General features: G+C 61.4%; 28 protein-coding genes and 4 pseudogenes. 22 read left to right on the forward strand and 10 right to left on the reverse strand.

All coding sequences use genetic code 11. The features are described from left to right. Positions 1-51: 51 nt before the first annotated feature. From AC3WL8_RS36210 to AC3WL8_RS36220, 3 genes are all read left to right on the forward strand, one after another. Positions 52-363, forward strand: coding sequence for a hypothetical protein (locus AC3WL8_RS36210; protein ID WP_492379890.1), 312 nt, complete (start codon positions 52-54; stop codon positions 361-363). A 378-nt stretch (positions 364-741) separates the two neighbouring features. Then, the gene (locus AC3WL8_RS36215) at positions 742-897 is read left to right on the forward strand and encodes a type II toxin-antitoxin system RelE/ParE family toxin (protein WP_041229282.1); all 156 of its coding nucleotides are present in this window, start codon (positions 742-744) and stop codon (positions 895-897) included. 677 nt (positions 898-1,574) lie between these two features. Then, entirely contained in the window at positions 1,575-2,123 is a 549-nt protein-coding gene (locus AC3WL8_RS36220) for a plasmid pRiA4b ORF-3 family protein (protein WP_013959281.1), read from the forward strand. Between the two features lie 132 nt (positions 2,124-2,255). Here the strand turns inward: AC3WL8_RS36220 and AC3WL8_RS36225 are convergent, their stop codons facing one another. Together AC3WL8_RS36225 and AC3WL8_RS36230 are read right to left on the reverse strand one after the other, a co-directional pair. After that, positions 2,256-2,867, reverse strand: a complete 612-nt coding sequence (locus tag AC3WL8_RS36225) for a 3'-5' exonuclease (protein ID WP_013959282.1) — start codon at positions 2,865-2,867, stop codon at positions 2,256-2,258. A gap of 210 nt (positions 2,868-3,077) precedes the next feature. After that, positions 3,078-3,566: a hypothetical protein gene (locus tag AC3WL8_RS36230; RefSeq protein WP_013959283.1), complete on the reverse strand. Its 489-nt coding sequence runs from the start codon at positions 3,564-3,566 to the stop codon at positions 3,078-3,080. A 682-nt stretch (positions 3,567-4,248) separates the two neighbouring features. Here AC3WL8_RS36230 and AC3WL8_RS36235 point away from each other — a divergent pair. From AC3WL8_RS36235 to AC3WL8_RS36250, 4 genes are all read left to right on the forward strand, one after another. Next, entirely contained in the window at positions 4,249-4,710 is a 462-nt protein-coding gene (locus AC3WL8_RS36235) for a hypothetical protein (RefSeq protein ID WP_492379891.1), read from the forward strand. After that, positions 4,658-5,575 carry a tyrosine-type recombinase/integrase gene (locus AC3WL8_RS36240; protein ID WP_492379892.1) on the forward strand — a complete coding sequence of 306 codons (918 nt, stop codon included), beginning with the start codon at positions 4,658-4,660 and terminating at the stop codon, positions 5,573-5,575. The genes AC3WL8_RS36235 and AC3WL8_RS36240 overlap by 53 nt, the downstream gene beginning before the upstream one ends. A gap of 61 nt (positions 5,576-5,636) precedes the next feature. Further along, on the forward strand, positions 5,637-5,888 hold the full coding sequence (locus AC3WL8_RS36245; protein WP_492379900.1) for a hypothetical protein: 252 nt from the start codon (positions 5,637-5,639) through the stop codon (positions 5,886-5,888). Between the two features lie 108 nt (positions 5,889-5,996). Then, the gene (locus tag AC3WL8_RS36250; protein WP_492379901.1) at positions 5,997-6,440 is read left to right on the forward strand and encodes an HU family DNA-binding protein; all 444 of its coding nucleotides are present in this window, start codon (positions 5,997-5,999) and stop codon (positions 6,438-6,440) included. 488 nt (positions 6,441-6,928) lie between these two features. Here AC3WL8_RS36250 and AC3WL8_RS36255 read toward each other — a convergent pair. The 4 genes and pseudogenes from AC3WL8_RS36255 to AC3WL8_RS36270 form a co-directional block, all read right to left on the reverse strand. Then, positions 6,929-7,109: pseudogene (locus tag AC3WL8_RS36255) on the reverse strand (metallophosphatase family protein); the annotation flags it as partial. Further along, positions 7,072-7,614: pseudogene (locus AC3WL8_RS36260) on the reverse strand (recombination directionality factor); the annotation flags it as partial. The pseudogenes AC3WL8_RS36255 and AC3WL8_RS36260, both read right to left, overlap by 38 nt. A gap of 875 nt (positions 7,615-8,489) precedes the next feature. Further along, positions 8,490-9,701: an NO-inducible flavohemoprotein gene (gene hmpA / locus AC3WL8_RS36265; protein WP_013959494.1), complete on the reverse strand. Its 1,212-nt coding sequence runs from the start codon at positions 9,699-9,701 to the stop codon at positions 8,490-8,492. A 400-nt stretch (positions 9,702-10,101) separates the two neighbouring features. Beyond that, on the reverse strand, positions 10,102-10,356 hold the full coding sequence (locus AC3WL8_RS36270) for a toxin-antitoxin system HicB family antitoxin (RefSeq protein ID WP_492379902.1): 255 nt from the start codon (positions 10,354-10,356) through the stop codon (positions 10,102-10,104). Positions 10,357-10,501: 145 nt separating this feature from the next. Here AC3WL8_RS36270 and AC3WL8_RS36275 point away from each other — a divergent pair, with 145 nt between their 5' ends. Continuing rightward, positions 10,502-11,008 carry a hypothetical protein gene (locus AC3WL8_RS36275; RefSeq protein ID WP_492379903.1) on the forward strand — a complete coding sequence of 169 codons (507 nt, stop codon included), beginning with the start codon at positions 10,502-10,504 and terminating at the stop codon, positions 11,006-11,008. A 42-nt stretch (positions 11,009-11,050) separates the two neighbouring features. Here AC3WL8_RS36275 and AC3WL8_RS36280 read toward each other — a convergent pair. The 3 genes and pseudogenes from AC3WL8_RS36280 to AC3WL8_RS36290 form a co-directional block, all read right to left on the reverse strand. Continuing rightward, positions 11,051-11,164: pseudogene (locus AC3WL8_RS36280) on the reverse strand (IS1096 element passenger TnpR family protein); the annotation flags it as partial. A gap of 721 nt (positions 11,165-11,885) precedes the next feature. Further along, positions 11,886-12,200 carry an H-NS histone family protein gene (locus AC3WL8_RS36285; protein WP_013959497.1) on the reverse strand — a complete coding sequence of 105 codons (315 nt, stop codon included), beginning with the start codon at positions 12,198-12,200 and terminating at the stop codon, positions 11,886-11,888. A 502-nt stretch (positions 12,201-12,702) separates the two neighbouring features. Further along, a pseudogene (locus AC3WL8_RS36290) lies at positions 12,703-13,072 on the reverse strand (transposase); the annotation flags it as partial. Between AC3WL8_RS36290 and AC3WL8_RS36295 the strand changes: the two are divergent. The 8 genes from AC3WL8_RS36295 to AC3WL8_RS36330 are packed head-to-tail and all read left to right on the forward strand — an operon-like array spanning position 12,987 to position 20,770. After that, entirely contained in the window at positions 12,987-13,259 is a 273-nt protein-coding gene (locus AC3WL8_RS36295) for a hypothetical protein (RefSeq protein WP_492379893.1), read from the forward strand. The pseudogene AC3WL8_RS36290 and the gene AC3WL8_RS36295 overlap by 86 nt on opposite strands. 41 nt (positions 13,260-13,300) lie before the next feature. Continuing rightward, complete coding sequence (locus AC3WL8_RS36300) at positions 13,301-13,576, forward strand: ribbon-helix-helix protein, CopG family (RefSeq protein ID WP_013959501.1); 276 nt, start codon at positions 13,301-13,303, stop codon at positions 13,574-13,576. Between the two features lie 3 nt (positions 13,577-13,579). Continuing rightward, on the forward strand, positions 13,580-15,604 hold the full coding sequence (gene hyfB, locus AC3WL8_RS36305) for a hydrogenase 4 subunit B (RefSeq protein ID WP_492379894.1): 2,025 nt from the start codon (positions 13,580-13,582) through the stop codon (positions 15,602-15,604). A gap of 7 nt (positions 15,605-15,611) precedes the next feature. After that, positions 15,612-16,559, forward strand: coding sequence for a respiratory chain complex I subunit 1 family protein (locus AC3WL8_RS36310; RefSeq protein ID WP_153955583.1), 948 nt, complete (start codon positions 15,612-15,614; stop codon positions 16,557-16,559). Positions 16,560-16,569: 10 nt separating this feature from the next. Beyond that, a complete protein-coding gene (locus AC3WL8_RS36315) occupies positions 16,570-17,229 on the forward strand; it encodes a formate hydrogenlyase (RefSeq protein ID WP_153955584.1) in 660 nt (219 codons plus the stop codon). Positions 17,230-17,245: 16 nt separating this feature from the next. Continuing rightward, positions 17,246-18,685, forward strand: coding sequence for a hydrogenase 4 subunit F (locus AC3WL8_RS36320; RefSeq protein ID WP_492379895.1), 1,440 nt, complete (start codon positions 17,246-17,248; stop codon positions 18,683-18,685). Positions 18,686-18,689: 4 nt separating this feature from the next. Next, a complete protein-coding gene (locus tag AC3WL8_RS36325) occupies positions 18,690-20,240 on the forward strand; it encodes a hydrogenase large subunit (protein ID WP_492379896.1) in 1,551 nt (516 codons plus the stop codon). Beyond that, a complete protein-coding gene (locus AC3WL8_RS36330) occupies positions 20,240-20,770 on the forward strand; it encodes an NADH-quinone oxidoreductase subunit B family protein (protein ID WP_013959507.1) in 531 nt (176 codons plus the stop codon). Before AC3WL8_RS36325 ends, AC3WL8_RS36330 begins: the two co-directional genes overlap by 1 nt. Before the next feature lie 169 nt (positions 20,771-20,939). Here AC3WL8_RS36330 and AC3WL8_RS36335 read toward each other — a convergent pair whose 3' ends face one another. Next, positions 20,940-21,143, reverse strand: coding sequence for a ribbon-helix-helix protein, CopG family (locus tag AC3WL8_RS36335; RefSeq protein WP_013959508.1), 204 nt, complete (start codon positions 21,141-21,143; stop codon positions 20,940-20,942). Positions 21,144-21,327: 184 nt separating this feature from the next. On the opposite strand from AC3WL8_RS36335, the gene AC3WL8_RS36340 reads away from it, so the two are divergent. From AC3WL8_RS36340 to AC3WL8_RS36365, 6 genes are all read left to right on the forward strand, one after another. Further along, positions 21,328-21,600 carry an HPr family phosphocarrier protein gene (locus AC3WL8_RS36340; protein ID WP_013959509.1) on the forward strand — a complete coding sequence of 91 codons (273 nt, stop codon included), beginning with the start codon at positions 21,328-21,330 and terminating at the stop codon, positions 21,598-21,600. A 13-nt stretch (positions 21,601-21,613) separates the two neighbouring features. Continuing rightward, a complete protein-coding gene (locus AC3WL8_RS36345) occupies positions 21,614-22,444 on the forward strand; it encodes a fused MFS/spermidine synthase (protein ID WP_492379897.1) in 831 nt (276 codons plus the stop codon). A 42-nt stretch (positions 22,445-22,486) separates the two neighbouring features. Beyond that, complete coding sequence (locus AC3WL8_RS36350) at positions 22,487-23,647, forward strand: DUF1275 domain-containing transporter (RefSeq protein WP_492379898.1); 1,161 nt, start codon at positions 22,487-22,489, stop codon at positions 23,645-23,647. 132 nt (positions 23,648-23,779) lie between these two features. Then, entirely contained in the window at positions 23,780-25,639 is a 1,860-nt protein-coding gene (rpoD, locus tag AC3WL8_RS36355) for an RNA polymerase sigma factor RpoD (protein ID WP_492379899.1), read from the forward strand. Continuing rightward, positions 25,636-25,800, forward strand: a complete 165-nt coding sequence (locus tag AC3WL8_RS36360) for a hypothetical protein (protein ID WP_013959513.1) — start codon at positions 25,636-25,638, stop codon at positions 25,798-25,800. The genes rpoD and AC3WL8_RS36360 overlap by 4 nt, the downstream gene beginning before the upstream one ends. A 94-nt stretch (positions 25,801-25,894) precedes the next feature. Next, positions 25,895-26,242, forward strand: a complete 348-nt coding sequence (locus AC3WL8_RS36365; protein WP_084187518.1) for a YkgJ family cysteine cluster protein — start codon at positions 25,895-25,897, stop codon at positions 26,240-26,242. Positions 26,243-26,558: the final 316 nt, after the last annotated feature.

Genomic DNA, 26,558 nt, shown 5'->3' on the forward strand with positions numbered 1-26,558 from the left:
TCGGGATGCAGTTGACCTGTGCCAAACCGGTCCAGCTACGCACGCAAACTCGTGGCGTTGGCCCATGCAGGGCTGAAGGCGTGGGCAAAGGTCGGCAATCTGCAGTTCCCGCCCGAAAAGCGGTATGCAGTACTCCAAGAAATCGTGCGCTACTGCGCCGAGGAATGCCTGTTGGCGTGCTGCTTCACGCAGGCGGACCGCTTGGGGCGGATCGCGGACGGCTGGACGCCGCCTACCTTCGCTACGCCTGCACTCGCGCAAGACTCGCCGCGCGCCGCAACCGTTATGGGCGGCCGCAGTTTTGCCCCCTATTTGCAAGCGATATCCACCGCGCAGCGGTGGCAGGTGTGTGGAATGGGGTAAATTCAGTATATAACAGTGGGCATGACGCAAATGGACTCCCTCTGGTTCAGCAACCAGCAAGCCAACGCAGGCGTACCGGGACTGGCAGGCTCGCGAAGCGGCCGGCGCTGATCGCTGCCCCCTTCTCGTCGCGCTCGATCATCCATCACCAGGCGATATTCGAGCATTTTCGTCGGCACCGCTGGCACGAGACACGACCATTGCCTCCTTCGGCACGGCCGGCGTCGACGCGTTCTGGCAAACCCCCAATGGCCGCACATACTCCCAGGCCACCCGCATGCGGTATGTGAAGCTGCTGGACCGGCTGGCCGCCCACAAGGCGTCAGCAGTACCTGTGTGTCATGGACGAAGCCCAGGCCCTTATCGACCGGAAACGCAGTGCGCGCCCTTGAGTGGACGGCGTGGGCGAGGGCGGATTTGCTGGCGATCGTCGACTACATTTCCGACGACAATCTTGATGCGGCGCAGCACCTGAAGGACGAGCTCCAGGCGAAAGCGGCATGCCTGCCGGAACACCCTTGGCTCTATCGGTGACCTACTCCCCCGGCGCCGGCTTCGGCAACCTATCAACAATTAGGAAATTCCAATAAATTCAGTAGGTTAGGAGAAGTGCTTCTATTGGATGGTCGTTTGATGGCGAGCTCACAGATGCTTCCTAAGTATTCTTTCATGTGTCGCTGACCCAGGCCTCATGGATAAAACTGGCCCGCCCGAGCGTCGGGCAGACCGCAGCACTCGTTACCAGAGCCAGCGGAGGTCGCTAGTCTTGGCGCCCGTCGTTTGTTATGCACTGCCGCCACTTTCAAGCAGGAAAGCGGCGCGCGCTTAACCCGCCGATACCTTCAGCCGCCAGGACCGGTCGGGCCCAGCCTCATATTGCGTCCCCGCCTTGCGCCAGCGAGTGTCTCGCCGCTTGCACTTGCTGATAAAGACCGGGCAGGTCAAGATTTTCCAGTCAATCCCCAGGTCCACTTTGTAATACCCGTGCGCCACGGCGTTGCATTTGATAGGCGAAGGCAAGGGGCAGCTCGGGATGTGCTGCCGCAAAGTCAGGATGGTGACCCTCGATATTGACCCAACTCGGCCCTGGCGAGATTGTCGAACCCACATCGCGCATGCTTTTGCCACTGTGAATTTCGTCCGGGACGTGGCGCGTGCGCCGTCCGATACAATGTTTGAGCTGATCCTGAACCGTTTCCCGACTGCCGTCCATGCTGAAGCCTGCCGCCACCCTGCGAATCGAACTGCTGGACGTGACACCCCTCGTTTGGCGAAGGTTTGTGGTGCCCGCGCATGTGCAACTGCCCAAGCTGCACAAGATCATCCAGACGGTGATGGGCTGGGAAGACAGTCACCTCCATCTGTTTGACTTTGGCGGCACGGCATACGGTGTGCTGGACGACGAGTTTCCAGACGACCTCACTCGGTCCGAGAAGGGCGTGCGGCTGGATAAGGTGCTTGGCTCAGCCACCCAATTCCAATACCGCTATGACTTCGGGGACAACTGGCGGCATCGCATCGTGGTCGAGGCGCTGGGTGCGCCAAACCTGTGCTTCACGCTTCCGATTTGCTTGGCCGGCGAGAACGCGTGCCCACCTGAAGACGTCGGTAGCGTCGCCGGCTATGCTGAGTTCCTGCAAGCCTTGGTGGATCCGGAACATCGCCAGCACGACGACTACCGAACCTGGGTCGGTGGGATTTTCGATCCCGCGGGATTCGACGTGAATGCAGTCAATGCCAGTCTGCGTACCCTGCGATAAGGGATGCGTTTGATTGGGCGGGCCCCGTGCTCCGCTTACGCAAAGAGCGCGGCAACATCATCTCACTGGGTCCCCGGCTACGGCTTACCACCGGTCCCCAGTGTGGGGTTGCTTTAGACTTGGCCACGGCCGCTAACCCGTGCATAGCGAGCGCAGCAGGGTTGCGACGTTGGCACGGCTGGTCGCTTGCACACGGGTCATGAGGTCATGACCAATTTGCCCCAATCCGTAGGTCTCAGCGATATCGTGTTGGAGGCGAGACCATAGGCCACTGGTGACCTCAGCGTCGGCCATTGCTCGGTGCGCCCGGCCGGCCATCGGCAAGTGCAGCATCTTCGCTAGCGTCGCTAGCTTGTGATTCTGTGCCTGCGGGTAAACGCGTCGCGCAACAAGCATCGTACAGGCGAACGACTGCGGTGCCGACATGCCGAGGTGAGCCAGCTCCGCCTGCCAAAACCTTCGGTCAAATCCCGCGTTGTGGGCCACCACGGGATAGTTGCCCACGAACTGTGCTGCTTCACGCATCACCGTCGATGCGGCGGGCGCCGATGCGATCATCTCGTTGGTAATGCCAGTCAGGCGCACCACCTCAGCAGGGATCCGCCTACCCGCATTCATCAAGCTTTGATAGCGGTCGACAACATTTCCGTCACGCATCAGGATGACAGCAATCTCCGTCGCTCGGTCACCTCGACTCGGCGACAGTCCTGTCGTTTCAAAATCAAGCACCGCAACGGTCTGCACGTGGCCCCTCTTGTCAGTCTGCGCACCGGGCCGCTTTTTGCCAAATGTTGGCGTGATCAGCGCGTACCAAGGAATGGCACCAGCACGGCATCCGCATTAAAGGGCATCATTCTCCCACGCTCTGGGTGCCCTGCCCCATTGGTAAGCCATGCTTTGGATACCAGGTGCGCGGATCCAGAGACGTTTGTTCGCGGCCGCGGCCTGACACAGTTATCGCGTCCGGATGTAGGCCCTGAACAGGCCCGGATGCAGGCCGCGCAGGGTCTTTCTTCGTTCGAGAAGTTCATGCTGCCGGCCTTCATGTTCGAGGCTCAACAGTTCAAGCATGATCCGCAGCCCCTGCTCTGGCAATGTATGCGTCGAGGACTCACACGCGCGCAGGAGAGCCGCCAGCCCCGGTTTGTCAGTCAGTGCCCACGCTGGAAACCACGCAAGATCCTCGATGGTGCCGTCTCCGTCGAAATTCGCATCGAATCGCCGACGTAACGCCAGCAAAGACGGATCCCCGAGCGATTGCATTAGCCCGCCAAGCCGCTTCGGCGACAGCCAGGCAAGCTCGACCAGGAGCGGCCACGCGGGTTCCAGCCCTTGGAGTCTGTAGACCGTCTCGGCCATCCATGCGAGCGGGATGGGAATACGTCGCCACGACTCGATCTGCTTGATGCTCTCGCGTGCCGCAGACCACTCCCCTGCGCGCATCCATAGCGGCGCGGCATGCCATTCTCATCTCGCGGTGAAATGGCAATGGTGAGGCGGCTTGCGCGGCGGCCCGCCACAGCGGTATGCACCAGGCCCTGCCCGCGACATCCCCGAATGCACGACTGCAGCCGGCTCGCTCGGCGAATAAAGGGCCTCGCACGTGTCACGGAGTGCAGACTGGCGATGTGATCAGGGACTCAAGCGCGGCAAGCACGTCATTGCGAAGCATGGTATCGCGGCTGTCTTCGAAGAGGTCGAGCTGCGTCGCGTGCTGCGCGAGATCGCGACTTGCGCGCTTCAGTCGCCGCGCCCTAGCCCCCGCCTCTCGCAGTGGCGCAATGCCCCCCCCGGAATGTACTTTCACGAAAGTGAAATTATTACCCCTCGTGATGGACCGCCGTTGGTTCCTTGTCGCCGTAGTGGCAGTGGTAGCCGCAGTTGATGCCGCCAACCGCAACAAATCTCGCGCACGACAACCCCATCGGCCCAGACGTGACGACCGGCCGTCCGTGGCAACGCGAGACTGCGCCGCATCGCCATGACTTTTCAGCCGAGCCGCTACGCTGAAAAGTCCGAGAGCCACGACCACCGATGTGGAAGTTGAGGAGAGCGTTCGGGGCCGCACGAAGATCTCCGCGCGCTGGGGCAAGGATTTGCAACCACTCACGATACAGGAGGCTGCGTGACCGATCTCCATCAAATGCTTGAAGCAAAAGCCCTATTCCAGCCGTTTCATGGCACATCTGAGGCGCTGATCGCCCTGGCCCATGCCGGCTTTCGCGCCTGGGCCGAGGCGGACAATTTGAATTTCCCCGAGGAAAAGCGCTACGCCCTGCTGCACGAAGTCCTGCGCTACTGCGCCGACCGGTGCCTGCTGGCTTGTTGCTTCTCCCAGGAACGACGGCTGAGCGAGATCGCCGAGATGCTGGACGCAAGCTATCCCCGCTATGCGCTGACTCGAGCGCGCGTGTCTGCGCGGCGCAATCGCAATGGAAGACCGCGCTTTAACCCCCCCTCTGCTGCAAGCAATTCCGCCTCAGCGAGGCGGCAAGGTGTTGGGGGAAAGTCAAATTCAGTATATAACTTCGCCTATGACTGGAATGGACATCCTCTGGCTCTCGAACCCCACGCTTGCTTACCGTGACTGGCAGGCCCGCGAGGCGGCCGGCGCGGACAGGCGCCCCTTTGCTGAGCGCTCGATCGTGCAGCACCGGGCGATGTTCGAGCACTTCCGTCGGCACCTGCTGGCCCGGGGTACGTCGGTGGCCAGCTTCGGCACCGACGACATTGAAGCCTTCTGGCAGACCCCGGAGGCGAAGACCTACTCGCAGGCCACCCGCATGCGGTACGTGAAGCTGCTGGATCGCTTGTGCCGGCATCTCGTCTTCGCCGGCGTGCGCGAGGACAACCCCGCCGCAGGCCTGCTTGCCTCGGTGCGCTGGCCAGAGGAAGAGCCCACACCGCAATACCTCGATGCGACAACTGACCAGCGCCTGCAGGCCTACCTCCAATCCCCCACCGAAGACTTGGCCAGCCTGCGCAGCCGCGCCATCGTGGCAATCTTTCTCGGGACGGGTATCACGGCGGCCGAGGCGCGCGTGGCGCGTATGGGCGACCTCCATCCCGACGCCGCGCCGTCGTACCTGTTCGTTCCAGCTCAGGGTCCAAGGGAGGCGCGCACCGTGCATCTGTCGGACTTTGCCGAGCCGCTGCTGCGCGACTGGCTGGCGCGCCGAAGGGCGCTACCGATCAAGGGCGATCGCCTCTTTACCCTGCGCCCGAACGGCCAGCCGATCACCGACATGAGCCTCGGCCGGATCGTCTCGGAGATACTCAATACGATCGGCGCCACAGATGTCGAGATGAGCCCGCGCACGCTGCGCAATACGTTCTGCCGCCGCCAGCTGCTCGCCGGCCTCCCGCGCGAGGAAGTCAGCCAGATGCTCGGGCTGGCCAGCAATCGCACGTGCGACCGGATCTTTGCCACCATCCAGCAGCCTGCGATCTAGCGCAGCGGCTAACGCCCTGGAGAAACCAGCAATGCCTGCGCTGTACGAGAGTCCCTTGGACATGCCGCTGGAAACGGCCAAGGCCCTCTACCGCCGCGCGATTGAACCGAACGCGTCCTACGGCGAAGGCGAGGCCTGGTGGGCCGCTGTCGCGGCAGAAGTCGTGGCCGTTGCCGGCGCGGAGAATACCGCCGCGGCGGCCATCATCGCGTGGTGGCATCACGACTGGAGCCAGGTGGGCGATACGCCGAAGGCGGCAGCCGCGCGTTTACGCCGCGCATCCCGGGCCCTTTCGCGCCGGGTCAGCAAGTGAACTGCGGGGAATTTCCCGCTTGCAAGGATGCCGGCTTTTGCTATCCTTCGCTGGTGCGCTGCATGCCAGTACCGGCCTGCAGGCGCGCATCTCCAACCCGATACGACCATGGCCACGAAAGCTAAACCCGTAGCAAAGACCGCAACGAAGACCGCAACGAAGACCGCTGCAAAGAAGGCTGCCCCCGCCAAGAAGGCCGCTCCGACCAAAAACGGTGCAGCGGCCGCGCCGGTCGCAAAGCCGATCAAGGACACCTTCAACAAGTCCAGCCTGCTGGCACACTTGGTTGCCCAGACCGAGCTGGACAAGAAGACCGTGCAGACCGTGCTGGCTCACCTGGAAAATACCGTGCTGAGCGCGGTCCACAAGAAGGGCGCTGGCGAGTTCACCCTGCCGGGCCTGTTCAAGGTGGCGGCCATTCAAGTGCCGGCCACCAAGAAGCGTTTCGGCAAGAACCCGTTCACCGGCCAGGATCAATGGTTTGCTGCCAAGCCAGCCAGCGTGAAGGTGAAGGTGCGTCCGCTGAAGAAGCTAAAGGACGCCGCCTTGTAAGCTACCCCATCGTCCCACTGGGCAAAAGAAAGCCCCGGCATCTCGCGAGGTCGGGGTTTTTGCATGAACTGGGGCAGCGACCCATAGGGCAGCGCCCCATGAGTTGATTGGAGCGGGCTACACGTCCGCGAGGTAAGCCCGCAGCCGCTCCCGCTTTCGGTTCCGGCAATACGCTGGCCCTCGCGGCAGTCCGCGAAGTTCGACACATTGGCCTCAATCTCATTGGCCAACTGGCGCAGAAAATGCGCCGCCGCTGTCGGGCCGCCGGCCCCTTGGAAGGACCGGTCAGCCAGATCGATACCGATGATCAGGTCCACCGCGCTTGCGGCCCGAAAGCCCATGCTTGACGTGGCTCAGGAAGGCCTCGCGCAGGCCAAACGTGATGTCGTCGCTCTGACCGAGCTGGCGGGCCAGCGCGATCACGTCTGACCATGCCGTGCAGCCGCATAGTCCCTTGAGTTCCAGCGCGCTCCACTGGCTGGCGTAGAGAGCTTGACCTCGACCGCACCGGCACACAGGGCGCCTATGGCGTCGCGATCGACTATTTGGCGGTGCTCCTCGTCCACGACCCAGCGGATACGCACGAACTTGTCGGACCGCTTCAGCTGCGACGCGAGCGAGCTGCGCCATGTCGGGCGGCCCGTCGAAGTCGATGCACGGCGTCGACTTCCGGCGCCGCGTACATCTTGCAGTACCGTTTGCCATCCGCGCCGTACTGCGAGAAGTACTGCAGGCCCCGTGCGTTCCACGCCTTCAACTGGTTGGGCAGGTTCGCCATCCAGTCGTCGAAGGCGAAGACAACCGGGAAGCGCCACAGCTTCAGGCCATCGCAGCGATCCTCGCCGTACTTCTGAAGGATTTCGTCGACGGTGTTGGTGAAGTCCGAACCACGGCAGGTGAACCAACCGGTGTTCTTGGGCGCCAGCGCGTTGCGCAGCTTGGTCTTGCGCTCGATCTCGTTGCCGATCGCCTCGAAAGTCTCGCCGAGGGCGAGCATAGCGTCATGCATCTTGACCGCCTCCGGGTTGGCCTTGGCGGCCTTGGTGAGAACCTTGATACCGGGGCGGATCTTGCCAATGATGGGCGGCCGCGCGGGCTGCTTTTCTATGAGACTGCGGGGATGCCCGAAGTCGGTGTAGCCAATGGTTCGTTGCGTAGTGCGCTTCTCCTGCATTCAAGGACTTGAACGACGGCAGCGCGAATGGACGCAGCATGCTCCCGAAGACGCAGGGCTGTGTCGGCTCCGCGCCGGGTCATTACTTGGGAAAGGAACGCCGCTTGGGCGGGCTCCGCGACAGGCCACATGAGCGGCTGCACACAAACTGAGCCACGCACCGGGCTGGCCGACATAGTCGGACCGCCGGCGGGCGAGCATGGCCGCAATCGCGGCACGAATCTCGGAATTCTGTTCGATGGCAGACAGCATGCTCAGCTCCTGTGTCGAGGGTTCCTACAAACAAAAAAAAAGCCCGCTCCGGCAATGTGGAAGCGAGCTTGTTTGCAGGAAAACCCGTTGCCACACACCTTCCGGTGGCGTGGCAACCAGGGAGCTGTGCGCCAATGCGCATGCTTTATGAGGACGTAAAAGTCGTCCTCGTACAGCAGGGTCACGCTGCACTTTAGAACACGAGGTTCACCGCAGGATCACGGATCAGCCGACGACAGCCGTTCTGCCCAAGAGGGGCCAAGAGAGAGACGCCACTTGGTCCCGAGCTCGAACGGTGTCCACAGTCTCCGCAATTCCCGGGCCAGCCCGCAAGAGTGGCACCGCGTAAGCCTTCGCCTGGAACAAAAAGGCAGCAGTTCACGCCGGGCTAACAGGAACACAGGCGCTCGCCTGTTGGGTCAGCCGATCACTCTTGAGAAGTCGGCGGTCGACGGATAGTAGTGCCGCTTCAGGCTGCAGCATGGTCAGGTTGTGATGGCCGGATACGGCAGCCAGCGCGCGTAACCTTGTCGCCAGCCGCATGGTCGCCGTATGCCGTAGATTGTGCCAATGGGAAGCATTCCTGGCAGCCAGTACCCTGACTGCTACCCATCGCCGTCCTGCTATTCAGCGAAAAGGTCTGGACCAAACACTTCGTAATGGATGCATCCCTCATGAACGCCCAGCTTCTTAAGTGCATCATGCTGCATCCGCATAAACGGAATCGGACCGCAGATGTAATAGTCGGCGTCAGGCAGCAGGATCGATTTCTCGATCAGCTTCACATCGACCAATCCCGGGTAGTCGTAGTCCCGGCCTTGGACATCTTCCGATAGCGGCTGGTCATAGAACACAAAAAGATCGAAGTTTTCGTACGCCTTAGCTGCTTCGCGCAGCCGGTCACGCATGGCGTGTACGGCACTGTTGCGTGCCCCATGCACAAAAACCACTTGCCTCGGCGGTTCCTGCAATGCGTTCTTGAGCATGCTGATCATGGGTGTCAGCCCCACGCCGCCGCTGATCAATACGATGGGTGTTCTCGCATTGACATCGATATGGAAACTCCCGTACGGCGCAGCCAGCCTGACCTCATCCCCGACATTGACGTGATCGTGCAGCAGGTTCGAAACATAGCCCGGTGGCTGCGTCCCGCCAGCTTCCCGTTTGACGGAGATGCGATAGCTGCGTCCGTTTGGCATATCCGACAGGCTGTACTGGCGAATTTGCTGCAAGCCAAGCGCGGGCACATCAATCGCGACACTGGTGTATTGGCCGGGTTCGAAGTTCAACAACGGACCACCATCGACCGGCTCAAGGATAAATGACGTGATCACGTCGCTTTCGGGGCGCTTCTCGCGAACCACAAAGTTGCGCCATCCCTTCCAGCCGCCCGGTTGTTCCGCAGAACGCTCGTATAACTCGCTTTCCATGCCCATCAGGACATCGGCGAGATTCCCATAGGCTTGCGCCCATGCGGAAATAATGTCGTCGGTTGCGGCATCGCCCAAGACTTCCTTGATCGCTGCCAGCAGGTGTTCCCCAACAATGGGGTATTGTTCCGGCCTGACGCCGAGACTCGCATGCTTGTTGGCAATGTTCTTCAATACGGCCAGCAGACTGCTCGGGTCCTCGATATTCTCGGCATATGCATAGACCGCCCGCGCCAGCGCCTGTTGCTGTTGGCCTTGTTCCTGATGAGCCATGTTGAACACATTCTTCAGTTCGGGGTGTGCTTCGAACATGCGCTTATAGAAGCACTTGATGATGTCATAACCGTGTGCGGCCAGAACCGGTGCCGTGGCCTTTACGATGTCCTTCGTCTGCTGGGTCAGCATTGCCTCTCTCCTTACGCGGGCGTGGGGGTCGCCAAATTGGGAAGGCTAGACGGTGGCCCAATCTCGCCGCCTTGATCAAGGTCAAGTCTAGGTGAGACGTTCTTGACGGGGCAACGCGCAGTGGTTGTTGAAGGCTTGCGGGATGCAACTACCTGGCGGCGATCGAAGTCGTAAGGGTCTTCCGCATTTTGTGTGACGACGGCGAACTCGCGTGGACGACCTTGCCGTCGTCTCCCCCGTGACAAACGTGGGCGAGCCCGCCAGCCTCGTCGAACGGCTCCAATGATTCTCTGAACTCGCTGATTTTTTATGCACTAAATTACTTATGCACCACTTTCATGTTGTCAGGCGGCAGTATGGTGCCCACGCCGCTTTCACCGGGAAATTTGGATTCTCATTCCTATGCCAGAACCGCCAGGCGAGCGCTGACCAGACGGTTAATGCTGACGCCTTGCTCCGCCGCCTGAGTCGCCAAGGAAAGATGCAACTCCGGCGGGATGCGAAGCGATAGGACTCCGCTATATTGCTTGTCCGCCAGCGGGATCAAGAACGATGCCAAGATTAGGTCGGCGGTGAATCCATTACGCAGTCGCCTCGTCGCGGAGAATAAGCTTGTGGATATCGGAGAGCGCGGATGGGACGACCTCCCGTGCATCGAACTTCGAAGCTCCCCTCTTGTACGGTCTTGTGTTTTTGTCAACGTGATCTATTGTGAATTGGCATCTGTGTCGGCAAGCATCCGAGGCTCGCGTGGCTGAAGAATCAACACGCACGATTTAGCACCCAAGAGAGGGAACATCATGCTTCGCGGACTATTCATACTCCTTTGCCTCTGCCTTGGAACATTGTCCGCAGCACAGACCAAGGGAGAACCTGAAAAAAGCATCGAGCAAGGCCCCCTGGAGAACCGGGTTAAGACCCTTGCGTCCATACAACCGGGGCTCGGGACTGTGATGCATGAGATGGGTTACCGTTTTACTAATATCTATTGGGCAGCCAATGGTGGCAATTGGGGCTTGGCGCAATACCAGCTCAAGGAGCTTCTTGAAGCTCAGGAAGTGGGAGAAATAACCAGACCGCAGCACGCACCAATGCTAAAGGCCAATGAGGAAACCTACCTCGCACCGCTGGCTCAAGCCATTGAAAAGCAAAACATCAACCAATTTAATCACCGTTTCTCGGCGGCGGTGAACGGTTGTAACGCGTGTCATACCGCATTGGGCTATGGCTTCATTCTGTTTAAGGTACCCAAGCTGCCGAAGCAGGAGTTTCTTGACTTTTCCCTCAAGACCGACCCCAAGCACTGACGTTCGTTCAGCGTCAGCGCTTGTCACCATGGAAAACCGCATAGCGCCCTCACGGGCTTCGCCGTACCGCCGGCCACGAATGGTGAACTGGTGCAGATGTTCGTCCGTCCAGCCCATGACCGCCTGGATGACAGGCGTGTGGCTGCCCGAGGGCAATGTGCTCGGAATAGACGATAGTGCCCATCAAATTGTATTTTGGCCGCTCCCCCGGTGAAAGACGCCTACCTGTTCTTCCAGAAGGTCGAGTAGCAGAGCGAAATTGATGTGCTCGGCATGCTATACAGCAAGTTGGTTGGCTATGGCGCGATCCACGGAAGCGGGTTAAGTTTAGTTTGCGTTTGAACGCCATATCGAACTCAAGCGCCCTTAGCAAGGGTCTTCAGTCCATAGACAGGGCTGATATAGATCAATGGATTGAATTACGGAACGCTCCTCCAATGTCTTGGCCGTGCGCGGTGGCGGCGCTGGCCGGCGGCCAGTCGCTGCATGAATGGGCCCGTCACGCTGGCCAAGGCACGCTCGCCAGTGATGATGCCAGGGTGCCAGCATGTCTTGGTACTGTTCCCTGACGTTCGTACCGAGGGTCCGGCCCAGGCGCCTTGGCGAATACGAAGCGCGGGCAACTCACAGCGGTTAATCGATTTTTCGTTCTACGGCTCTCTTCTGCCGGATCGCGAGCTTTTTTTGCGCCGCGGCATCGAGGAGAACGTTGATCGCCCACGTCGCGGGCGCCGTCACGGAGTGCAGCCATTTCCGTCAGCGGATGTCCCGGCAGGCTCGTGGACGCGGCGGAAATCCTCCTTAGCCTGCCGCCCCCACGTCATCTTCGGAGGTCCTATCAAGTCGCCGGCGCGCGTGGGTGCCCGCGTGCGACCGGTCATTCCTGCGGGATGAGGAAACGCTCGGGACGTTTGCCCAACCACGCAGGCGCCCGGCCTCGTCCGGACCAGGTTTTCCCGGTCTTGGGATCCATATACTTCGGCGGCAGCGGCTCCTTTTCCGCGGGAGCGGAGGCGGTACCGGCGGGCCTGCCCCGACGGCGCCGCGGCGCGACATCTTCCGGCGACAGACCATACTGAGACATCAAGCCGCGAATCTGTTCGATGACGCTCGCGACCTCGGTGGCGCGTGCCTCTTCGATCTGTGCTTCCAAAGCTTGTTTTTGCACAATCAGTTCTTTATACGTCGCCATCTCTTCGTCTCCAATTTTCAAGTCCCGATTGACTTATACGCATTCTAAAGTCGGTCCGCAAGGTGTTCTCTAGATACTGATATGACTTCCCGTGTCAATCGGGATTGGTCTTTGGTTTCTGGTTTGTGCGTTTGATCTGAATTTCCTGAGGGCGACGTAGCAGTAAGTCTCGACGGTGGCTCACACTGGATATTCGCGGGTTGGCTACCGCATTACAGAGGTCTACCTGGACATCCCCCGTTTGCGAAGGTTTTCGTGCGCGCTGACTGACAGGATAGGTTGCAGCTCTACATTCGGCCTTGTTGCAGCCTGACGCGCTGCGGGCCCCTATGAAATCCGCTGACTCGCACCTCATTCCGCCCAGGAGCTAAAAGCTCTCTCTGTAATTCAGGTTTGGCGAGCCCCGGTCCGACCTGTGTTGTCATCGCATACGATTGCCACCGCGACCTTTCAACGTGTCGTCCTGTAAAGGGTTATTGCTCTGGTACAGCACACACCGTGATCATGCCGGCTTCGTACTCACATGCTCTTTTTCATAGGGGCTGTTGTGGGCGAGAACTACCCAGATTGTACGGGCCATCTTGTTGCCGAGCGAGACGATCGCGACGTTGGAATGCCGTCGTTTGACGAGCTGGGTACCCCATGCACCCGGATCCTTCGCATTAGGTATCACCTCGCTTACTGATGCCCAGCAACACGGTCTTCCTGCCCGTGCCCGTTTGTTTGGGAACCAGGCCGAGCCACGCCGCGAATTCCCGCCCGGACCTGAACGGCTTCGGATTACCCATGGTCGCGACGGCCGCGGTGGCGGTCAGGAGCCCGACGCCCGGTATGGCAGCAATCGCCTTGCATGCCTGGTCGGAGGCGGCCCAGTTGGTCGCGCTCGAGCTTGCTTACCCGCTCTGCCAGATGGCACAAGTGCGGCTGTTCGTGCGCTGGACGACCACTATCGGTGGCGGCCAACCGGCTGCTGACGGAAATCGAGAAAACTTCTCGGTGTTCCGGAATCGGCCGGCCAACGCCTCTAGCCCTTTGGATTCGCATGACCATCATCTATGATGTGATTCATGTAATCATCGTATTGCCATCTTGAGGCTCCCATGGAGCAAAAGACCGCTCGGCTTACGCTGCTCATCGATCCCAACAAGAAGGCTGCCTTCGAGCGCCTTTGCGCACAGCAGGATCTGACCGCCTCGCAGGTGATACGGCGTCTTATCCGCGACTACCTGGCCCGGCATGGCGTCCAGTACGTCCCCAGCGGCGTGGACACGGACAAAGCGGAAGCCATGGGCAAAGAGAGGCCACCGGTCGGCGCGCCGTCGCGGCGCGACGCGAAACTTCCCGCCAAGCGCCGTGCGATCCGTCGCGGAGCCTGATCCATGAGCAGCGTGCCCCCTCTTACCCAATGGCTCCATCTCGACTGGATGCTTGTTGTGGTTGGGGCCTGGCTGCTTGTCGGCGTGGCAGGGGTCCTGGTGCTGCATCGGTTTGCCCTGGTATCCCACGTGCTATTCCCCATCGGGGGACTGCTAGGGCTGGCGCTGTTCGGTCTGGCGCTCCACGCCGTATTCCGCGCGCCTGAGGCTGCCGTGCTGCCCATTGGCCTGCCCGCACTGCCGTTCCACCTCCGGCTCGACAGCCTGTCGGCCTACTTCCTGATGGTAATGGGAGGGGTGGCGACCGGCATCTCGACGTTTGCGGCTGGCTACTTCCGCAAGGGCGAAGGCACGCCACCAGGCCTCCTTTGTCTTGAGTACCACCTGTTCCTCGCCAGCATGACCGGGGTGATCCTGGCAGACGATGCCTACTCTTTCATGGTGATGTGGGAAACCATGGCGTTGTCTTCATTTTTCCTGATGACCGCCAACCACCGCATCGCCGAAGTCCGCGCCGCCGGCTATCTCTACATCACGATGGCACGCATCGGAGCGATCGCCATCCTGCTGTGCTTTGGCGTGCTGCAGGCCAACACCGGCGACTATACGTTTGCCAGCATGCGAGGCCAGGCGCTGACGCCGCTCTGGGCCTCGGTCGGTTTCCTGCTGGCGCTGTTCGGATTCGGCGCCAAGGCCGGCGTCCTACCTTTGCACGTCTGGCTGCCGGAGGCGCATCCGGCTGCGCCGTCACCGGTGTCGGCAATGATGAGCGGCGTCATGCTCAACACTGCCATCTACGGCCTGCTGCGTGTGTCCTTCGACCTGCTGCACGTGCGTCTGTGGTGGTGGGGCGGATTGCTGCTGGCCATTGGATTGGCCACCGCGCTGTTCGGCGTGGTCTTTGCCGCGGTACAAACCGACATGAAGCGGCTTCTGGCTTATTCGTCGATCGAGAATATGGGCCTACTCTTCGTTGCCATGGGCCTGACACTGCTGTTTTCAGCCTACGGCATGGCGCCAATGGCCGCCCTGGCCCTGACAGCCGCGCTCTACCATGTCGCCAGCCATGCCTTCTTCAAGAGCCTGCTCTTTCTGGGAACCGGTAGCGTGTTGCATGCCACCGAGGAGCGAAGCCTCGGCAAGCTAGGCGGATTGATTCGCTATATGCCATGGGTGGGCTGGCTGACGCTGCTGGGCGTGTTGGCTAGCGCCGGGCTGCCCCCGCTCGGCGGTTTCGTCTCAGAGTGGCTGCTGCTGCAGAGCTTCCTGTTCACGCCGGGTCTCCCGGAACCGATATTGACCATGCTGATCCCGGTGGTAGCCGCGCTGATCGCGCTGGTGGCGGCACTGGCCGGCTACACCATGGTCAAGTTCTTCGGCGTGATCTTCCTCGGCCAGCCCCGTGAGCCCAAGCTGGCCCACGCGCACGACGCCGGCCGCTGGGAGCGCGCGGGCATGCTGTGGCTGGGGCTGGGTTGCATCGCGCTTGGCCTGCTGCCGACCCAGTTCGTCCAGCTGATCGATCCGGTGACGCAGCAGCTGGTGGCGAGCGGACTCGGCGCCCGGACCGCGGCCAGCGGCTGGCTGCTGGCGCCGACCGGCCTGGCTCAGGCCAGCTATGGGCCGGTCATTTTCCTGCTAGGCATCCTCGCCAGTTTTGCGCTCGCCTACCTGCTGGTGCGCCGCTTTTACCACGGTCGGCTTCGCCGCAGCCCGCCCTGGGCTTGCGGCTTCCCATGGAGCACCGCGCGCATGCAGGACACTGCCGAGGGTTTCGGACAGCCGATCCGCCAGATCTTTGAACCGTTTTTCCTGATGCGCCGCGATCTGCCGACGCCATTCGATGAACAGCCGCACTACCGGGTCACAGTGGCGGATCATTTTTGGCGCTGGATGTATGTCCCCGTGATCGATCTGGCGTCGTATCTGGCCCGGCTGATCGGCCTGATGCAACAGGGACGCATCTCGGCATACCTGCTGTACAGCTTCCTGACCCTGGCCGCCACGCTATTGGCTGTGATGCGATGAAGGTTACATGAACCTGACCGGAATCCTGTCACAGCTACTCGAGATTGTGATCTCGATCGCGCTGGCGCCACTACTGATCGGCTGGGTCAATCAGTGGCGGGCATGGCTGCAGAACAAGTCGGCACCCAGCCTCTGGCAACCGTATCGAATGCTGCACAAACTATTCAACAAGGAATCGGTGGTCGCAGATAATGCGTCGCCGCTGTTCCGCGCCACGCCCTATGTGGTGTTCGGCTGCATGGCGCTCGCTTGCTCGATCATCCCTACCGTTTCCACGGACCTGCCACTGGCACCGGCCGCCGACGCGATCGCCCTGGTCGGCCTGTTCGCGCTGGCGCGGGTCTTCATCTCGCTGGCGGCGATGGATGTCGGCACCGCGTTCGGAACGCTGGGCGCGCGGCGCGAGATGCTGATCGGCTTCCTGGCGGAACCGGCGCTGCTGATGGTGCTGTTCTCCGCCTCGCTGATCTCCAAGTCCACCTCGCTCACCACCATTGTCGAGACGATCGCTCACCGGGACCTGGCCATCTACCCGGGCCTGGCGTTTGCCGGCGTTGCGTTCACCATGGTATCTCTGGCCGAGAACGCCCGTATACCGGTCGACAATCCCGCCACTCACCTCGAGCTGACGATGATCCACGAGGCGCTAATCCTCGAATACTCGGGCCGACATCTGGGACTCCTTGAATGGGCGGCCAGCCTCAAGCTGTTCGCCTATTCCTGCATCGGCCTGGCACTGTTCTTTCCCTGGGGCATTGCCGAAGCGCATGCTCCCCTGGCCATACTGCTGGCGCTGCCCGCGCTGCTGCTCAAGCTCATCGTGGGTGGGGTCCTGCTGGCGGCGCTGGAGACGGCGAGCGCCAAGATGCGCATCTTCCGTGTGCCGGAGTTCCTGGCCACTGCCTTTCTGCTGGCTGTGATCGGCATGCTGGTCCACTTGCTGCTGGCTCACTGAAAACACGGCAATGACTGCGCTCCTCACCCAGTTCGTCAACCTCCTTGGCGCGGTGCTATTGATCCTCGCCTTCGCCATGATCTCGCAACGACGAATCCTGTCGCTGATTAACCTGTTCACGCTGCAGGGGGCGACCTTGGCGTTGGCCACCGCCGTCGTCGGCTACGTGACGGGCCAGCCGCACCTTTATCTGTCGGCCGGGCTGACCCTGATACTCAAGGTGTTGCTCATCCCCTATCTGCTGCACCGCGTTATCGATCGTCTCCAGATACGCTGGGACGTCGAGACGCTGATCAACATTCCCACTACCATGCTGATCGGCATCATAGTGGTTATCTTCGCCTTCAACCTCACCATGCCGATCTCGCGGCTGTCGCTGAAGCTCGCCAGCGGCACGCTGGGCATCGCGCTGGCCTGCGTGCTGTTGTCCTTCCTGATGATGATCACGCGCTCCAAGGCGGTGCCACAGGTCATCGGTTTCCTGGCAATAGAGAACGGTCTCTTCTTCGCCGCCACCGCCGCAACCTATGGCATGCCGATGGTGGTCGAGCTGGGCATCGCACTGGATGTGCTGATCGGCGTGCTGATCCTGGGTGTGTTCATGTTCCAGATCCGCGAGCAGTTCGACAGCTTGGACATCCGTAACCTTGAGAAGCTGAAGGAGGACTGAGTTGATTTCCTTGGCCATGCTGCTCGCAACCCCGTTCGCCGGAGGGCTGGTGCTGGCGCTGGTGGGACATCGCGAGCGTGCACGCGACATCAATGTCGCGTTCAGCCTGGGCACATTCCTCGCCGCCTGCATGCTTACGGCGCAAATCGTCGCCAATGGCCCGATGCTGGCGTGGGGCCGTGAGTTCTACATCGACCCGCTGAACGTTTTTCTGGTTGCGCTCACCGCGTTCGTGGGCCTGACCACCTCGATCTTCTCGCGGCCGTACATGCGGGTGGAGCACGATCACGGTAAGATGACGCCGCCGCGGCTGCGCCTGTACCACAGCATGTACCAGCTCTTCACCTTCACCATGCTGCTGGCGCTGACGACCAACAATATGGGCATCGTGTGGGTTGCGATGGAGGCCGCCACACTGACCACGGTGCTGCTGGTCAGCGTCTACCGCACCGCCGCTAGCCTGGAGGCGGCATGGAAGTACTTCATCCTGTGCGGGGTGGGGATTGCCCAGGCACTGTTCGGCACGGTGCTGCTGTACATGGCCGCCGAGCAGGTCATCGGCCCGGAGGGTGGCGCGCTGCTGTGGACCAACCTGGACGCGGTCAAGCGCCAGCTCGATCCCAACATCATCACGCTGGCGTTCGCCTTCCTGTTTATCGGCTATGGCACCAAGGTCGGCCTGGTCCCACTGCACAACTGGCTGCCCGATGCCCACGCCGAGGGGCCAACCCCGGTGTCCGCGGTGCTCTCCGGCCTGCTGCTCAATGTGGCGCTCTATGCCGTGCTGCGCTGCAAGGTGCTGACCGATGCGGCGCTGGGCAACCATCTGACCGGCCGCCTGATGATGGGGTTCGGCCTGCTATCGGTGGTCGCGGCCGTCTTCTTCCTGATCCGGCAGCGCGACATCAAGCGCATGTTCGCGTATTCGTCGATCGAGCACATGGGCTTGATGACCTTCGCCTTCGGCATGGGCGGGCCGGTCGCCAGCTACGCCGGTCTGCTGCACATGACGGTGCATTCGCTGGTCAAGTCCGCGATCTTCTTCGCTGTTGGCCACGCCGCGCAGAAAGCTGGCACGCAAATCATGGACGACATCCGCGGACTGATCCGTGTCAGTCCCACGGTCGGCTGGGGTCTGATGGTAGGGGTGCTCGCCATCCTGGGTATGCCGCCGTTCGGGGTCTTTGCTAGCGAGTTCCTGATCGTCACGACCGCCATGCGCGAGCAGCCGTGGGCCACGCCCTTCCTGCTGCTCGCACTCGGGTTGGCGTTCGCCGCGGTGTTCAGTCGGGTGCAACCGATGGTGTTCGGCGACACCACGCTCAAGCCGCTGGCGCATCCGCCAGCGCTGGTCCCGGTGTTCACGCACCTCGCCCTGGGGCTAATGTTGGGTCTTTATATCCCGCCCTATCTCAACACCTGGTACCGGCAGGCAGCCGCCATGCTGGGGAACTGACCCGATGACACCGTCAGATCTCAGGCTCGATCTGCTGCGACTGCCCGGGCCGCTGCCAGTCTGGCATGGCCAGGTCGGGCACGACGGCTGGTCCGCCACGGCCCGTGCGGTGGCGGACGCGGGCGGGCGCCTCGTCGCGCTGTGGGGCGTCGACCGGAGCGGCAGCGGCGGTGCGTTGACGGCATGTGTGACGTACGCCACGCCGCGGGGACTGATATGGCTCGAACTGCGGCTTGATGGTATCGCGCCCGCGGTGCCGGATCTGGCCGGCATATTCCCATGCGCGGGCCGGATGCAGCGTGCCATGACCGACCTGGTGGGTATCGCCGTGCCGGGCAACCGCGATGCCCGGGCCTGGCTGGACCACGGCCTGTGGCCGCCGGGGGCGCGGCCGCTGCAAAGCGGCGCGTCTGCGGGAGCGGCCACGGCCGGCAAACTGCCTGCCGACTATCCTTTCGTGCGTGTGGAGGGTGACGGGGTGCACGAGATCGCCGTCGGCCCGGTGCATGCCGGCATCATCGAGCCCGGCCATTTCCGCTTTTCCGTGGTCGGCGAGAAGGTGCTGCGGCTGGAAGAACACCTGGGCTACACCCACAAGGGCATCGAGCGGCGTTTCGCCGATCTGGCGCCGCTTGAGGGTTTCCGGCTGGCCGGCCGGGTCTCGGGCGATTCCACCGTGGCTTATGCCTGGGCCTATTGCATGGCGCTGGAGTCCGCCTGGGGCTGCACGCCTCCACCGCGGGCGGACTGGCTGCGCGCCCTGATGCTCGAGCGTGAGCGGGTGGCCAATCATATGGGTGACCTGGGGGCGCTGGGCAACGACGCGGGGCTGGCCTTCGGCCTGGCGCAATTCTCGCGCTTGCGCGAAGACTGGCAGCGGCTGTCCGGAGAGGCTTTCGGTCACCGGCTGATGATGGACGCCGTGGTGCCGGGCGGCGTTGCGCGCGACCTGACGCCAGCGATGCTTGAGCGCCTGCGTCAGCAGTGCGACCACATTGAGCGGGAAGTACGCGTGCTGCGTGCGGTGTACGATGAGCACGCGGGCCTGCAGGACCGCTTTCTTGAGGCGGGCCGCGTCACGCCACAGCTTGCCGCCCGGCTTGGGCTGACCGGCCTCGCCGGACGTGCCAGTGGCCGCGCCGTGGACCTGCGCTGCGACCTCGCCTGGCTACCTTACGATAGCTTGGCAGTGAAAATGGCCACCCACCGCGGTGGCGATGTCGCCGCCCGCGTGGCGGTGCGATTCGATGAGCTGTTGGAGTCGCTGCGCCTGATCCGCGCTATCTGTGCAGGCCTGCCGGACGGAGCCACGCGAATCGTGCTGCAAGCGCCTGCTGGCGCCGCCATCGGGGCAGGATGGGTGGAGGGCTGGCGTGGCGAAGTCTTCGTCGCGCTCGAACTTACCTATGACGGCCGCATCCTCCGTTGCCATTGCCACGACCCATCGTGGCAGAACTGGCCGGTGCTCGAGCACGCCATCATCGGCAACATCGTGCCGGACTTTCCGCTGATCAACAAATCCTTCAACCTCAGCTATTCGGGGCACGATCTCTGATGTGGCAAATCCTCAAGCAGATTGCCCGCACCGGCATTGTCACCGAGCCGGCGCCGCCCACCGCGGCGGGCGAGCCCGCCTCTATCCAGCGCATTCACCGGGAGCTGCTCGACATTCTCGGTCAGGCGCTGACGATCCGGCAGGTCGACGCAGGCTCGTGCAATGGCTGCGAGCTGGAGATCCACGCACTCGGCAATCCTTACTACAACATTGAAGGTCTCGGCATCAAGTTCGTCGCCAGCCCGCGCCATGCCGACATGCTCCTGGTGACCGGACCCGTCTCGCGTCACATGGAAGAGGCCCTGCGACGCACCTACGCGGCGACCCCGGAGCCGAAACTGGTAGTGGCGGTGGGCGACTGTGGCTGCACCGGCGGTATCTTTGGGGAGAGCTATGCAAGCTGCGGTCGTGTCGCCAATGTCATCCCCGTAGACGTAACCGTGCCAGGCTGTCCACCGCCGCCATTAGAGATCCTGCGCGGGATTCTGAGCGCCATTCGACAGCGGCAGACCAATCCCGCACGGCGCTAGCGATGTTGCTCGCCAGGGCGCCTTGTATGCGATGCCCTGCAATTTGCCAACTTAGGCCCAGACTCGCAATCGTCGACACCGCTTGGCCCCGAAAGCACCTAACGCGCGTCGCGCCATGTGAAGCAGACCCATGCGAACGCCTGGGCAACTAGCCCTTTCCTACTACGTATCACCCACGTTCCTTCGCCGCCAAACCAGGTGCGCCGATCTTCGGTTTGGTGGCGTAGTCCACCTCGTACTGCTGCAAATAGTCGCGGATCATCTGGCGAACAATCTGAGATGGCGTCTGGTCTTGGGCGGCACAGAGCGCCTCAAAAGCCTTCTTCTTCTCCGGGTCGATCAATACGGTCAGGCGAGCGGTCTTGGATTCCATGCGTTCTGGAGTGTCATGTTATGATAATAGTATTATCATTATATACAATTGCAAGGCTCACCACGTATCCCGCCGACATGAACTGTCGTGATGCCGGGGCGTAAGCCAAACTGCATGCCAAGCACGCACTCGCGGCATCAGTAGGGATGAGCGTTTTGGCTCACTTTTTTTCGATGAGGGCACAGTGGTAGAAGTGACCATAGAGGTGGCCGCCAAGGATGGGCTTCAGGCACGGAATTCCGCGCGCTTGGCTTTCACGGCCAATCAGTTTGAGTGCGACATCCTGCTCACCAGCGGCCCCTGGGTCGCAAACGCCAAGAACGTGATGGAGGTCATGCGGCTGTCCGCTCCGGCGGGGACGTACATACGCATCCAGGCGGACGGCGTGGACGAGGCCGCCGCTGTCGTTACCATCGCGGCCTTGCTGAGGGGGGATGCACTCCCCAAGTCTCTCTAATGGAAACGGACAGATGCACGCCGACCGCTCCTCGTTCGAGGCCTATCTGAAATTCCTGGCCGAGGCGACCAGCGACGGTACGCCCCGGGTGTTGGAAACCAAGCACGCGCTGTCGCTGCATTTCGACGCACTGGCCACCCAAAGCTTCATGTCGCGCAAGGATCCCGACAAGCTCGTGCTGGGTTACACCAGGACGATGATGGGCTTCCTGCTGTTGCACCCGACTCCAACCAGAATCTCGATGATCGGCTTGGGTGGCGGTTCACTTGCCAAATACTGCTACCGGCATCTACCCAACACCAAGGTTGTGGCAATTGAGATCAATCCGGCGGTCATCGCCTTGCGCGAGCAGTTCCAGATCCCGCCGGACGACGAACGACTCGAGGTGGTTTGCGCGGATGGCGCCGAATATGTCGCGAACCAGAATGCGCGTCCGGACGTCATCCTGGTGGACGGCTTCCTGGCCGACGGCATGCCGGTACAGCTTGGCACCGCGGATTTTTATGCCGCCTGTCATGCACGCCTGGCCGACACCGGTGTGCTGGTCGCGAATTTTCTCGAAAGCGATCCCGATATCCCGCTCTATCTGGAGGAAGTCAGCGCCGTGTTCGGCAAATCAATGTCGATTTCCCTGTCCGAGGACAGTGCTAACTACACGCTGTTCGCCTGGAAAGGGGCACACAAGCTGCCCGCTCTAGAAGCACTGAAGGCGCGGGCGCGCATCCTGGAAACGGCGCATTCGCTGAACCTGACTGCAGCCGCTCACCGTCTGAAACGCGGCGAGCGCCTTGCATCGGATCGTGCCGCCTGGCCCAAGCTGGCAAGGCGGTCGGTCCGGTATTGACAAGCCTCTTCCTTGCGTGCAGGCCTTCTCACCAACGCAACCATGCCAATCCTGTACTTGCGTAAGCTGACCGGGAAGGAGCGCAGTCCCGACAGCAATCGGCAACTGGCCTGCTACCTGGCCTTTGTTGCCGGAGCAACCAACGCAGGCGGCTTCCTCGCCGTGCAGCAGTATACCTCGCACATGTCGGGGATCGTGTCCGCCATGGCTGACAACCTGGCGCTTGGCAGTTTCTGGCTGATGTTGGACGGCCTGGGGGCGCTGCTGTCGTTTCTGGCGGGCGCCGCCTGCTCAGCGGTGCTGATTAACTGGGGTCGGCGCGAGCACCTGCATAGCGAATACGCATTGCCACTCATGCTGGAAGCCGCGCTGTTGGTGTGTTTTGGCCTGCTTGGAAGCAATCTCGAGCACCACGAATGGCTGTTCGTGCCGGCAACGGTCATGGTGCTCTGTTTCATCATGGGCTTACAAAATGCCATGATCACCAAGCTGTCAAACGCCGAAATCCGCACCACGCACGTGACCGGAATGGTCACGGACGTCGGCATAGAACTGGGCAAGCTGTTTTACTGGAACTTGTCCAGAGCCGACTTGAGCAAGCCACCAGTGCTCGCCAATCGGCACAAACTGCGGGTACTCATCACGCTCATCGCATTGTTCTTCGCCGGCGGGATCATTGGTGCCCTGGGGTTCAAGCACGTCGGGTTCAGCGCCACGCTCGTGCTGGCAACCCTGCTGCTCGCCCTCGCGGCAGTCCCTGTGCTCGACGATGTGCGTCTGCACTTGTGGCGCCGGGACCTTCTGCCTCATTTGGCCTCACGCTCCCGGCGTTGGGCTCGCGCAGTCAAGGAAGATGCGCACGCGGTGTGGCTGGCCGCGCAAGATCGCCGCACGCCATGGTATGCGAAAGCGCTAGCCTTGCTGGTCGCCGCCTATGCCTTGTCGCCCATTGACCTGATTCCGGATTTCATTCCAGTGCTCGGCTATCTGGATGACGTGGTGGTGGTGCCTCTCGGCTTGTTGCTGGCAATACGATGGATTCCGGTTGAAGTGATGCGCGAGCATCGCGCAGCGGCCGCTGCAGCCATCAGCCGCCCCGTCATCCACGTCGCGGCGCTGGTGATCGTAACGCTCTGGGCCATTGCTGCGGTGTCGGCATTGATCTGGCTCGTGCAACATCTTCCCGGGCGGGGAGGCAACTGAAAGGACGGCCCGATCTGGCACAGCCATCGGCCAGCCCCACAACGAAGTCGCGGTCTGGCTGACGCCGGGGGCAGAAATGAAGCGCTTTGCGAACGCCTCAGGCGGAAACGAGGCGCGTGAGCGCGCAATTAAATGAGCGAGAACCTACGTACAAGCCTGCTTGCGCTAATCGCCCTTGGCAAAGAGCGCGGTTTCCTGACGCGTGGTGAGCTGAGCGATCAGCTTCCGGATTGCGACGAAACATCAGGTGCCATCGACCGGACGCTGGCGATGGTGGCCGATCTCGGCATCGAGGTGGTCGACCGAGCGCCGGCGGAAGCTCCAGCATGGCTGACTCAGGATGCGGCACCCTCCGCAAATGAGGAGGATGTCGCAGAGGAAGTCGCCGCGGCCATCACGCAGAGCGACGGTCGATTGACTCGCACGACGGATCCCACGCAGATGTACCTGCGAGAGATCGGCGCGATCCCTCTTCTGACGCGCGGGGAGGAGGTGGCCATCACCCGGCGCATCGAAGACGCATTGGCGGAAATGATGGCGGCGATGGTGGCTTGCCCAGTCGTGGTTTCCGAACTCCTGGCTATGGCCGACCGGGTTGCCTGCGATGAGATGGCATTTGATGATCTGGTCGATCACATTGTGGAGCCGCAAGCCGAGGCAGGCGGTAGCCTGCAATCAGAAGCGCAGGTGCAGACCGAAACGGAGCTGGAAGGTGACGATACAGGGCTCGACGATGGCGATCCGGTGCCGATGACGTCTTCTGATAGCGAATCACTGCGATGGCGGGGCATTGCCTTCGAAAGGTTTGCAGCAATCCGATGCCAGGCCAATGCGCTTGCCAGTGTCGCTTGCTGCCCAAAAGCAGAACCCACCCAGTATGTCAGGGTGCTGATCACCCTCCAAACTGAGCTTGCGGCATTCCGCTTTAGCCCGCCCGCCATTGCGGAGCTCACACAGATCCTTGAAGCGTTGATCGGGGAGGTTCGTCAAACGGAGTGCCACATCGCCGAGATTCTGATCGACAAATGTGGCATCGCGCGCGAAGTGTTTCTAGAAGGATTCAGGGATCAAGCCGCAAATCTAGACTGGATGAAAGCGCTCGCCGCCGAGAACCCTGCCATTCGCGCTCACCTGACAAGATGGGCGCCTGAAGTGCGAGCGCTTCAGCAACAGTTGCGTGCCTTGGAGGCCCGCGCCGGGATGCCGCTGGGGGATCTGCGGGAAACCGCCAAACGAGTCGCGAAGGCGAAGACGAAAGCCCTGCAAGCCCGGTCCGAGATGATCGGGGCCAACCTCCGACTGGTGGTCTCCATCGCCAAGAAATACCAGAACCGTGGCTTGCCGTTGCCGGATCTCATCCAAGAGGGAAATATTGGACTCATGCGCGCCGTAGACAAATTCGATTACCGGCGCGGCTACAAGTTCTCAACCTACGCCACCTGGTGGGTTCGGCAGGCGGTCATACGTGCCATCGCCGATAAGGCGCCCTCCATTCGTATACCGATGCATCTTGTGGAGGCCATGGGCAAGATCAACCGGCATTCACGCGAGATCTTCAGGGAAACTGGCGCCATGCCAACGCCGTCCATGTTGGCTGCCCGTTTGGCGATGAGCGAGAAACAGATCAAATCCATCCTGAATCTCGTCAAGCAGCCGATCTCGCTGGAGACGCCTTTGGGGGAAAGCGGGGATGCCCTACTAGGAGACACCTTGGCTGACGAGGACACGGTATCCCCAGTGGACGCGGCGACCCAGGTGGCACTCCATCAGGAAATGGAAACCGTTCTGGCAAGGCTAACCCCGCGCGAGGCAAAAATTTTGCGCATGCGCTTTGGCGTAGGGCTGCAGACAGACTACACGCTGGATGAAATCGGCGCGCAGTTCGGTCTGACCCGCGAGCGCATCCGCCAACTGGAATCCCAGGCATTGCGAAAGTTGCGAAAACCTGAGCTGACGACACGGCTCAATGGCTTCGTAGAGAGAAAGACATGAGCGACGAACAGTATCACCGTGCCGTGGACCTGATCCACTTGCTCTACGCAGCACTGGTCGGCCGGATGACGCCCGGCGGAGGCGAGGAAGCCCGTGAGCTGGCCGAGAGCGCTATGCAAGAGGCGTCGGAATTCCTCGGACTACCGTCGAAGGAACGGTAGTTGAACGAGATCGCGCGCACAGTTGGGTTGAACGTAGCGCACAACCTTCCGCTACCTCGGCTCGCTACTGACCTACTGCTTGATACCTGCACCAATGAATAGTCAAAAGATCAGATTTCTTCGCTCACGAATTCCCAAGTTCGAGTGCACCCCTGGATGTCATGACTGTTGTGGCCCTGTGACAACCTCAACGGAGGAAATGTCGAGGCTTCCCGTCAAGAGCGATGCTGAGCACGAAACTGCGCTGGCAAACCTAAGTTGCCCTCATCTTGGTACCACGGGATGCAGCGTGTATTCGGAGCGCCCATTGATTTGCCGCTTGTTTGGAACGACCCCAAGGCTTGCCTGCCCGAACGGAAACCGGCCGGACAAAATGATCGATCCGGACATTGAACAACAGATTCAGCGCTTCTTTCTAGAGACACGTCACGTGCTGGTCTGACTGAGGCAAGTGGCCACAGCCGGTAGGCAACAACGGGGCGCAGGCAATTCGCTATCGTAAGGCGCGCATTGCGCAACAGAGCCAACGGTGGCTGCCGGCAATGCCGGTGGTATCTGGGGCCTCGGGCCCCAGACCAAGTAGGCGCTGAATGAGACCGGGCGACAATCTGGTCTGTCGCGCGGGGCGTTCGCCAATCGAGGAGGTGTCAGGAATTCTGTGTGCTGAGGTCGGTTAAATAGATCTCAGCGTAGGGCGTTGATGAAGCGGTCACCGAAGAGAATGGCGAACTGGTTGGCCGCTTGTTTCCAGGTGATGG

The organism is Cupriavidus sp. FW305-F7, from assembly GCF_058782875.1.

Coding starts and splice junctions, on each gene's coding strand:
- AC3WL8_RS36365 (WP_084187518.1), top strand. CDS start 25,895: ATGAATAGTCAAAAGATCAGATTTCTTCGCTCACGAATTCCCAAGTTC.
- AC3WL8_RS36275 (WP_492379903.1), top strand. CDS start 10,502: ATGCTTCGCGGACTATTCATACTCCTTTGCCTCTGCCTTGGAACATTG.
- AC3WL8_RS36285 (WP_013959497.1), bottom strand. CDS start 12,200: ATGGCGACGTATAAAGAACTGATTGTGCAAAAACAAGCTTTGGAAGCA.
- AC3WL8_RS36230 (WP_013959283.1), bottom strand. CDS start 3,566: ATGCGCGCAGGGGAGTGGTCTGCGGCACGCGAGAGCATCAAGCAGATC.
- AC3WL8_RS36315 (WP_153955584.1), top strand. CDS start 16,570: ATGACTGCGCTCCTCACCCAGTTCGTCAACCTCCTTGGCGCGGTGCTA.
- AC3WL8_RS36300 (WP_013959501.1), top strand. CDS start 13,301: ATGGAGCAAAAGACCGCTCGGCTTACGCTGCTCATCGATCCCAACAAG.
- AC3WL8_RS36310 (WP_153955583.1), top strand. CDS start 15,612: ATGAACCTGACCGGAATCCTGTCACAGCTACTCGAGATTGTGATCTCG.
- AC3WL8_RS36240 (WP_492379892.1), top strand. CDS start 4,658: ATGACTGGAATGGACATCCTCTGGCTCTCGAACCCCACGCTTGCTTAC.
- AC3WL8_RS36325 (WP_492379896.1), top strand. CDS start 18,690: ATGACACCGTCAGATCTCAGGCTCGATCTGCTGCGACTGCCCGGGCCG.
- AC3WL8_RS36335 (WP_013959508.1), bottom strand. CDS start 21,143: ATGGAATCCAAGACCGCTCGCCTGACCGTATTGATCGACCCGGAGAAG.
- AC3WL8_RS36250 (WP_492379901.1), top strand. CDS start 5,997: ATGGCCACGAAAGCTAAACCCGTAGCAAAGACCGCAACGAAGACCGCA.
- AC3WL8_RS36245 (WP_492379900.1), top strand. CDS start 5,637: ATGCCGCTGGAAACGGCCAAGGCCCTCTACCGCCGCGCGATTGAACCG.
- AC3WL8_RS36350 (WP_492379898.1), top strand. CDS start 22,487: ATGCCAATCCTGTACTTGCGTAAGCTGACCGGGAAGGAGCGCAGTCCC.
- rpoD (WP_492379899.1), top strand. CDS start 23,780: ATGAGCGAGAACCTACGTACAAGCCTGCTTGCGCTAATCGCCCTTGGC.
- AC3WL8_RS36360 (WP_013959513.1), top strand. CDS start 25,636: ATGAGCGACGAACAGTATCACCGTGCCGTGGACCTGATCCACTTGCTC.
- AC3WL8_RS36220 (WP_013959281.1), top strand. CDS start 1,575: ATGCTGAAGCCTGCCGCCACCCTGCGAATCGAACTGCTGGACGTGACA.
- hmpA (WP_013959494.1), bottom strand. CDS start 9,701: ATGCTGACCCAGCAGACGAAGGACATCGTAAAGGCCACGGCACCGGTT.
- AC3WL8_RS36270 (WP_492379902.1), bottom strand. CDS start 10,356: ATGCACGGGAGGTCGTCCCATCCGCGCTCTCCGATATCCACAAGCTTA.
- AC3WL8_RS36330 (WP_013959507.1), top strand. CDS start 20,240: ATGTGGCAAATCCTCAAGCAGATTGCCCGCACCGGCATTGTCACCGAG.
- AC3WL8_RS36320 (WP_492379895.1), top strand. CDS start 17,246: ATGCTGCTCGCAACCCCGTTCGCCGGAGGGCTGGTGCTGGCGCTGGTG.
- hyfB (WP_492379894.1), top strand. CDS start 13,580: ATGAGCAGCGTGCCCCCTCTTACCCAATGGCTCCATCTCGACTGGATG.
- AC3WL8_RS36345 (WP_492379897.1), top strand. CDS start 21,614: ATGCACGCCGACCGCTCCTCGTTCGAGGCCTATCTGAAATTCCTGGCC.
- AC3WL8_RS36295 (WP_492379893.1), top strand. CDS start 12,987: ATGGTCGCGACGGCCGCGGTGGCGGTCAGGAGCCCGACGCCCGGTATG.